Here is a 7,807-nt window from a genome sequence, read left to right as displayed (position 1 = left end):
TGTTGACTATGGACTGTTGACTATGGACTGTTGACTATGGACTGTTGACTATGGACTGTTGACTATGGACTGTTGACTATGGACTGTTGACTATGGACTGTTGACTATGGACTATGGACTGTTGACTAATGACTAATGATTATTATTCTTTGCCCTGGAATTCATGACTTGGAACTAACTGAAAGCTTTATATCAGAGTTGTTAAGTACAGTCTCTGATAGCGCAATCGGTTACAATCAGCTAAATATACTTGTGGTTCCCACTCAAGGGGTATTGCCATTATCAGCAACTTATGTATTGCAGTTTATGCGCGATCGCCTGAGTAATAAACGAGCATCGCCAGTTATATTTATTAGCTTTAGTGCAGGCGTAGTAGGAGCGATCGCAGCTGCATGGCAATGGCAACATGAGGGAGGTCAAGTCAAAGCATTTGTTGCTATAGATGGGTGGGGAGTACCACTATGGGGGAACTTTCCTATCCATCGGCTGAGTCATGACTTTTTCACGCACTGGAGTTCATTATTACTAGGAAGTGGGCAAAATAACTTTTACGCACAACCACCAGTTGAACATTTAACTATGTGGCGATCGCCCCAAACAGTACAAGGGTGGCAAGTTGATTCATCTGTAGAAAACACTACCTCAAATATTCGTCTAACTGCGGCTGAGTTTTTACACTTATTGTTAAGACACTATGAAGCAAAATAGTCCGGAAAACGGTCACAGTAAACAGGAGTGAATTATTGAGTGATGAGAAAATTAAAGAGATGAGGGAGTTGACAGTTGACAGTTGTCAGTTGTCAGTGATTATACTCCTCTGCTCCTTTCCCCTCCTGGGAGGGGTTAGGGGTGGGTTGCTCTTCTGCTCCGGTTGGTGAATCTCGACTCCGCTCGATTACCGCGTAGCCGAACCACTGCTCCCCTGCTCCCCTGCTCCTCTGCTCCCCACTCCCCCCACTCCCACCGCCCATCTACCCTAGTTACTAACTGAAGATCCCATGTTTCCCACTGAACCTGCTGCTGTTAATAATGGGTTTGGCGCACTGCTAAAAAATCGCGGTTTCATGCTTCTGTGGATTGGGCAATTAGTATCCCAATTAGCAGACAAGGTTTTCTTCGTGTTGATGATTGCCTTGTTAGAGGTGTATCCACCCCCGCCGGGAGTGGCACAAAACTCAATGTACTCAACATTAATGGTGGTATTCACCATTCCGGCGATTTTATTCGGCTCGGCGGGAGGCATATTTGTAGACCGCTTGCCGAAAAAATTGATTATGGTTGGGTCAGATATTGTGCGCGGGTTGTTGACGCTGTGTCTGCCCCTTTTGCCAAGAGAGTTTGTCATATTGCTCATCCTGGCCTTTGCCATTTCCTCTGTGACGCAATTTTTTGCCCCAGCCGAACAAGCCGCGATTCCCTTATTAGTCAAGCGAGAGAATTTATTAGCGGCAAATGCCTTGTTTAGCAGCACCATGATGGGAGCGTTAATAGTTGGTTTTGCTATTGGCGAACCAATTTTAAGCTGGGCGAAAAGCTTGATGGGAGAAACATACGGTCAAGAACTAGTAGTAGGCGGACTGTACATTTTATCGGCGCTCATCATGCAACCGATTAAATTTACGGAACAAGAAAACCAGAAAGAACAATGGTCAAATGCTCACCCTTGGGCTGAATTTACAGAGAGTATTCGTTATCTGAAAAAGAATCGTTTGGTGTTGAATGCTATGCTGCAATTAACTACTTTATATTGTGTGTTTGCAGCACTAACAGTATTAACAATTCAGCTAGCGGAAGAATTTGGTTTAAAAGAAAAACAATTCGGGTTTTTCTTAGCAGCAGCCGGCGTAGGGATGGTATTAGGAGCAGGGATTTTAGGGCATTGGGGTGAAAATTTTCATGGCAAACCTCTACCCTTAATTGGTTTCTTATTAATAGCGTTAGTTTTAGGCGTATTCACCTTTACTCACAATCTGGCTTTAGCGCTAGGTTTATGTGCGGTATTAGGTATAGGTGCTGCCTTAATTGGTGTACCTATGCAAACTGTAATTCAGCAACAAACACCACCAAATATGCACGGTAAAGTATTTGGTTTTCAAAATCATGCTGTTAATATTGCTTTGTCTGCACCCTTGGCAATTACTGGCCCTTTGACGGATGCTTTGGGATTACGAACTGTGTTAACGACGATGAGTGTAGTTGTAGTGGTAGTTGGTGTCTGGGCGTGGAAAAATACCCGCAGAGTATTGCAAGATGTAATTTAGTTATTAGTCAATAGTCATTAGTCAATAGTCATTAGTTATTAGAAAAGAAACAGGGGAAAGGGAACAAATTATTCCCTTTCCCCTTTTCCCTTTAACCTTTCCCCCTTCCCCTTTCCCCTCTTCACCCTGTTTGCATTTCATGATCTCCATTGCGGATAGCCCAGGCTATGTCTAACAGTTCAGTCCAGCGTTTTTGTAATTGTTTGGGGGTGCATTTTAGGGTTTTAGCGATCGCCTGATCGTTATGTCCAGCTAGCTTTAATTTGAGGAGTTGCTGCTGTTGCGGGGTGATTGAACCCATCAAGGTTTCCCACTGCTGGGCAGATAAGCCTAATTTCTGGTCTAAACCTGCACCCAACCATTGATGGACTAATTGCCATTGATGCTGTTTAGCGAACTTCTGCACATGATATTTGAAACGCTGTTGTAGATAGTCGCGTTGACGGCTGTTAAGACCAAGAATTTGGTCAATTTCCGGGGCGGAAAGGTCTTGTAACTTCAGGGTAAGATAGTCGATACAGTCAGATTGTCCTTGAGATTCCAGGTATTTAACTAATTCGGCAATGATGCGATCGCGCTCTGATTCTTCTGAGGGGTCAAAACTAGCTTGGGCAATCATCTGCGATCGGATTTGTTGTACAGCCGAGTTACGCTGGTAAGATTCTGCTTCCTCACTTTTGGCAGATTCCACCGCCATTTCAATATCTACAGTTGTCTCTTGCGGCTGACGACGGGCGAAACCTTGAGCGCGTAAGATAATTAATTGTTGATTACTTCCACCCGGTAAATTAATCCGCCGCTTGGCATACTGTTCAGTAAACGCCATATACTCTGCTAGTTGTAACTGAGTGCGTGGCGTATAATCTTCAGCTAATTCGTTTTCCCGACGAAAAGCTTTAATAGCTTCGATATAAAATGCTTGTAAAAAATCTTCAATTAAAATGTAGCGACCGTCAAAACCTAAATCTGAACCTGCTACTGTTACATGGCGGTAAACCATAGCGCCCAAACTACTATGTAACTCTATCCTTCCCTGGCGAGAACCTAATTTATAGTAATGTAGGCACTTTTGCAAACGATGGCGACATAGATTCAAGTGCCAAGAGTGAACTTCACCAGATGTTTGAATGCGAGAACTTTTGTCGCATATGCGATTTACTTCCTTGGTAATGCGATAAGCTACAGCTTGTATACATTTGGGCGATGCTTTGACTTGAGCTTGCATTTCCTTATATAAAAATTGTATCGCCGCATCTGTAGTTGGTGATTCCGAAGAAACAACATTGCTCAAAAAAGCAGATGTAGAGATTGGTAGATTTGCAAGGTTTACTTTCATGTATTTTCCTGGGTTTGGTCTTGCACCTTAAATACAATGCACTAACAGCACTTGCCACCAGGCTTCACCGGAGAGTTAACCAATCCACCAAGACCTAATACAAGCACTGCTTATATATAAGACTGTAAACAATCAAAAAAAGTTACAGATAAGCTATTGTGTCGCTTTTTCTATCCGCAACCAGATCGAGGTTAACACACACATATTCGCTTTGCCTGCCAAAATGCTAAAAAGCTTAGTGTTTTAAGAAATACAAGCATTTCCTCAAATCCACCAGCAGCATACTTACGTATGACGTTCAGGAAAGTGGTGTTATTTGGCGACAAACTTGCGAAATTGGCGAGGAAAGCTGTGAAGCTTGTTTCTTATACCCACGCTGTTACCGCTTCCCAGCCTAAACCTCGCCTAGTAATCATTGGTTCATCTCCCGTCAAATCGACGATTGTAGACACTTCATAAGTCGGTTCTTGCTCTGTGTCTACAATAACATCAACAAATTTATCCACGCGGTCAAACAATTCAGCCCTTGAAGTTATCGATTCGGAAACTATCCCCACTTTCCCATTATCTGCCTCATCTGGTGGCAGGTGGGCGGAAGTGGAGATAATGGGATTGCCTAAAGCTTCTAGTAGCGCTAAACATACGGTATGGTCTGGTACGCGAATACCAGTAGTTTTACGTTTGGGGTTTTGGACTAATTTCGGTACTAACTTTGTTGCTGGTAGCAAAAATGTGTAAGTTCCTGGTATTAGTCGCTTCATGATGCGGTAAGCCGGATCGCTGACAAAGGCATAAGTAGCTACATTTGACAGGGAAGGACATAAAAACGTCAGTGGTTTATCGTTGGCTAACTGCTTGATTTTTCGTACTTTTTCCACCGCAGACTTGACATTTAAATCACAACCGATCGCATAAACTGTATCAGTCGGATAAAGCATCACCGCGCCACTAGAAAGCGCTGACTTTATTTCTTCTATTCTGCGACTCTGGGGATTATCAGGATGAATGGAAATAATTTTTGCCATAGAAGTTTGGGTTACTGAATGTCAGTTATCAGTTATCAGTTATCAGTGAACATAACCTGATAACTGATTGAGTCTATCGACTTGATGTACAATTAAGCGTTGCATATATTTACATAAAGAAGCAATTGTTTAAACTGTAGATACATATATTTAAGAACAAGCGACGATAATCCGTACTTAATCATGGTTAATTACGAATTACGTAGGCTTGTGCCTAGCGGCAGGGTATTTCAAATTACAAATTATGAACAAAATTGCTTACCTTCAATGTCCCACGGGTATTTCGGGTGATATGTGCCTGGGAGCCTTGGCTAGTCTGGGTGTGCCGATGGCATACCTCACAGAAAAACTTAACAATTTGGGGATAGCTAAGGAATATAGATTAAGAGCGGAACTGGTACAAAAGAATGGTCAAGAGGCGACTAAGGTTCATGTAGATTTGTTAGACCATCATCACCACCATGACCATGAACATGATCATCACCACGGGCGACATTTGCCAGAAATTGAGGAGATGATTTTGCCAGCTGGTTTACCGCCCAGGGCTGAGGCTTGGAGTTTGGCTGTATTTCGCCAATTAGCAGTGGCTGAAGGGGCTGTACATGGGATTGCACCTGAAAAGGTTCATTTTCATGAAGTGGGTGCTGTAGATGCGATTGTAGACATCGTTGGCACTTGCTTAGGTTTGGATTGGCTGGGTATTGATAGTGATGACGCAGGATTTCCTCTGCTATATTGTTCGCCTTTTCCCACTGGTGGGGGAACGGTGCGGGCGGCGCATGGACAAATGCCAGTACCAGTACCAGCCGTTTTAAAATTGTGGGAAATGCGGGGTTGTCCAGTTTATAGCAACGGTATTGATCGGGAATTGGTGACACCGACGGGAGCTGCGATCGCCACTACCCTAGCCAGAGATTTTGGCAGCCCACCACCCATGACAATCAAACAAGTAGGATTGGGTGCAGGTACTATCAATTTACCTATCCCTAATATACTACGCCTCTGGCTGGGCGAAACTGCCACTACCAGCGCTAATATTCAGGATGATGCGGCAAATCACCAAAATTTGGAGACAATCTCTGTATTAGAAACGCAAATTGATGACTTAAATCCGCAGGCGATCGGATATGTGTTTGAAGCCTTGTTTGCTGTCGGTGCGTTGGATGTGTTCACCCAGCCTATAGGTATGAAAAAATCCCGTCCAGGGATTCTACTAACTGTTATTTGTCATCCAGAAAACTTACTCGATTGCGAAGCTGTCTTATTTAGCGAAACTACTACCTTGGGAGTTCGCCGAACCACTCAACAACGCGCCATCCTGCAACGGGAATTTCAACAAGTAGAAACCAAATATGGCACAGTACGAATTAAAGTAGCATGGCAAGGACAGTCATCTGATAAAGTCATTGCTAACGCGCAGCCAGAATACGAAGATTGTGCAGAACTAGCCCGCAAACACAAAATTCCCTGGCGGGAAGTTCAACAACTGGCGTTACAGCGATGGTATGAAAATCATTCGTAGCATATTAGCGGCATGATTTTGTTAGTTTTGTGGGATGGGCATCTTGCCCGTCCACCATACATTTATAGGGCAGGCAAGATGCCCACCCTACAAGAATCATCTGTTAATTTAGCAACACCCGATTATTTATTAGGGTATGCGTTTTGAGTGGTTTCCTTGCCTTTTCTAGCCAAGTCATCACCAGCGTTGCTGACATTCTCTTTGATATTGTCAACACCGCGTTGAGTTCCTTTGACTACACCTGTTGTTAATTCTTCCGCAGAGCCACCGATATCTTCGCCTAAGTTCTTAACTCTTTCTGGAAAAGGTGTGCCTCCGCGATAATTGCGGGCATACTGTTCTGTGCTGTCGATGCCTTTTTCATCAATATTTCTCTGAGAATTGTCGCGCAGACCTTTAGCTCTGGTTTCGGCTGTTTTTTCACCAGCTTCACCTCTGGGGTCTACATCGCTAAAGTTATTCATCCCGCCTCTGGGACTGTTGAGGGGATATTCTTTAGTGGGGTCGTTTCTTTGAATATATGCTGATTCACCTTTTTGTGGTGATGGCTGGGCAGCAGTTGCATTAGAACAAGCTTGGGTGAACAATAGGACGAATCCTAATACAAAAACTGTGACAATTCTCAGAGGACGAAGATTTTTTAACCAGTTAATGGCTTTTTTCATATTGCTACTCCTTGTTTTTTTGTTACTCAATTAAACTGTGAATGAAGCTAGAAGAATACTATCTACCAACAGCAGGATTCTTTTGTAATTCAGGTCTAGCGCTTGCTTCATCTGCTTTTTCTGGGATGAACTTAGAAGCTTCTTGAACGTTTTCTTTCACTGTTTCTAACCGTTCTTTAATCCGAGTTCCTACATTGGGTTCGCGTTGGATTAAACCACCTGGTTCAGGTTTTTGGAAGTCTTCTTCTCTGATGAGTGGTAGTTCGTTTTCTTTTTGGATTCTACCTGCTGGGGTTTCTGCTCCAGGGTAAAGGATTTCTGCATCTCTATTATTGGCGATCAATACTTGTGAATTGCTGAGTAAGTTAGCTTGATCGCGGTTTTTTCTACTTTCAGGGTTAGTGATTTTGGGGTCGGTAGAAAACTGTGAGTTAACGTATCCGTCTCCACCGTTCTTATAAGGATTATTAGCTCCACCAGCTTGTACAGCAGGATTTTTAGGATTAGCTCCTTGAGGATTTGCCTGAGTACAAGCGGTACTAACTATTAACAATACACCAGCCAAAAATACAGTTAAAATCTGGCGCAGTCTTAGTCTTTTCCATACATTAATAAAGTTCACTAGTTCCTCCTTGTTCTTTATCACAAATTTTTTCGCTGAATATTTTTAAGACAAGCGAAAGTCCAGTGTTTCTTGTGTTGGCTAATTATGCACCCAACAGGTTTTAATATTAGAGAGTTAAAAAAGGCTTTGCATCTAGCGTAAGTCACATCAATTTGCGCGACAATGTGCCATAGTTATCTAACTACAGAGAGAGAAAGCTTAATATATCTCAACATTATTTGGATGATGAATATTCGCATGGGAATTACTAAGTTACTGAAATATTAAGGATATTTATCTCTGTCTTGAGAAAGATAGTAATTTTTTAGGCTTACTGTATTTACTTGAGCATAAATCCAGAAAAATATACTTAATTTAAGTATTCTGTAAGAAT

At 42.6% G+C, this 7,807-nt stretch carries 7 protein-coding genes; 3 read left to right on the top strand and 4 right to left on the bottom strand.

The window, feature by feature from the left end:
- Positions 1–135: 135 nt before the first annotated feature.
- Both H6G83_RS04715 and H6G83_RS04710 read left to right on the top strand, forming a co-directional pair.
- On the top strand, positions 136–708 hold the full coding sequence (locus H6G83_RS04715; RefSeq protein ID WP_190467708.1) for a hypothetical protein: 573 nt from the start codon (positions 136–138) through the stop codon (positions 706–708).
- A gap of 290 nt (positions 709–998) precedes the next feature.
- Positions 999–2,261 (top strand): MFS transporter, encoded by a 1,263-nt coding sequence (locus H6G83_RS04710; protein WP_190467706.1) that lies wholly within the window; start codon positions 999–1,001, stop codon positions 2,259–2,261.
- A 121-nt stretch (positions 2,262–2,382) separates the two neighbouring features.
- Here the strand turns inward: H6G83_RS04710 and H6G83_RS04705 are convergent, their stop codons facing one another.
- Both H6G83_RS04705 and H6G83_RS04700 read right to left on the bottom strand, forming a co-directional pair.
- The gene (locus H6G83_RS04705) at positions 2,383–3,597 is read right to left on the bottom strand and encodes a HetZ-related protein (protein WP_190467703.1); all 1,215 of its coding nucleotides are present in this window, start codon (positions 3,595–3,597) and stop codon (positions 2,383–2,385) included.
- A 365-nt stretch (positions 3,598–3,962) separates the two neighbouring features.
- Positions 3,963–4,622: an L-threonylcarbamoyladenylate synthase gene (locus tag H6G83_RS04700; RefSeq protein WP_190467699.1), complete on the bottom strand. Its 660-nt coding sequence runs from the start codon at positions 4,620–4,622 to the stop codon at positions 3,963–3,965.
- A 244-nt stretch (positions 4,623–4,866) separates the two neighbouring features.
- Here H6G83_RS04700 and larC point away from each other — a divergent pair, with 244 nt between their 5' ends.
- Positions 4,867–6,144: a nickel pincer cofactor biosynthesis protein LarC gene (larC, locus tag H6G83_RS04695; protein ID WP_190467697.1), complete on the top strand. Its 1,278-nt coding sequence runs from the start codon at positions 4,867–4,869 to the stop codon at positions 6,142–6,144.
- Positions 6,145–6,266: 122 nt separating this feature from the next.
- On the opposite strand, the gene H6G83_RS04690 is transcribed toward larC, so the two are convergent.
- Both H6G83_RS04690 and H6G83_RS04685 read right to left on the bottom strand, forming a co-directional pair.
- On the bottom strand, positions 6,267–6,809 hold the full coding sequence (locus H6G83_RS04690) for a hypothetical protein (protein WP_190467694.1): 543 nt from the start codon (positions 6,807–6,809) through the stop codon (positions 6,267–6,269).
- Positions 6,810–6,867: 58 nt separating this feature from the next.
- A complete protein-coding gene (locus H6G83_RS04685; RefSeq protein ID WP_190467691.1) occupies positions 6,868–7,431 on the bottom strand; it encodes a DUF6658 family protein in 564 nt (187 codons plus the stop codon).
- Positions 7,432–7,807 lie beyond the last annotated feature (376 nt).

The sequence above is a fragment of the Anabaena azotica FACHB-119 genome (assembly GCF_014697625.1).
GTDB lineage: Bacteria > Cyanobacteriota > Cyanobacteriia > Cyanobacteriales > Nostocaceae > Trichormus > Trichormus azoticus_A.
Note: the sequence above shows the minus strand (reverse complement) of the source record. Positions and strands in the feature narration are given on the sequence as shown.

What these genes read in the sequence shown, in the direction of transcription:
- H6G83_RS04715 (WP_190467708.1), top strand. Translation starts at nt 136, where the DNA reads ATGATTATTATTCTTTGCCCTGGAATTCATGACTTGGAACTAACTGAA.
- H6G83_RS04705 (WP_190467703.1), bottom strand. Translation starts at nt 3,597, where the DNA reads ATGAAAGTAAACCTTGCAAATCTACCAATCTCTACATCTGCTTTTTTG.
- larC (WP_190467697.1), top strand. Translation starts at nt 4,867, where the DNA reads ATGAACAAAATTGCTTACCTTCAATGTCCCACGGGTATTTCGGGTGAT.
- H6G83_RS04700 (WP_190467699.1), bottom strand. Translation starts at nt 4,622, where the DNA reads ATGGCAAAAATTATTTCCATTCATCCTGATAATCCCCAGAGTCGCAGA.
- H6G83_RS04710 (WP_190467706.1), top strand. Translation starts at nt 999, where the DNA reads ATGTTTCCCACTGAACCTGCTGCTGTTAATAATGGGTTTGGCGCACTG.
- H6G83_RS04690 (WP_190467694.1), bottom strand. Translation starts at nt 6,809, where the DNA reads ATGAAAAAAGCCATTAACTGGTTAAAAAATCTTCGTCCTCTGAGAATT.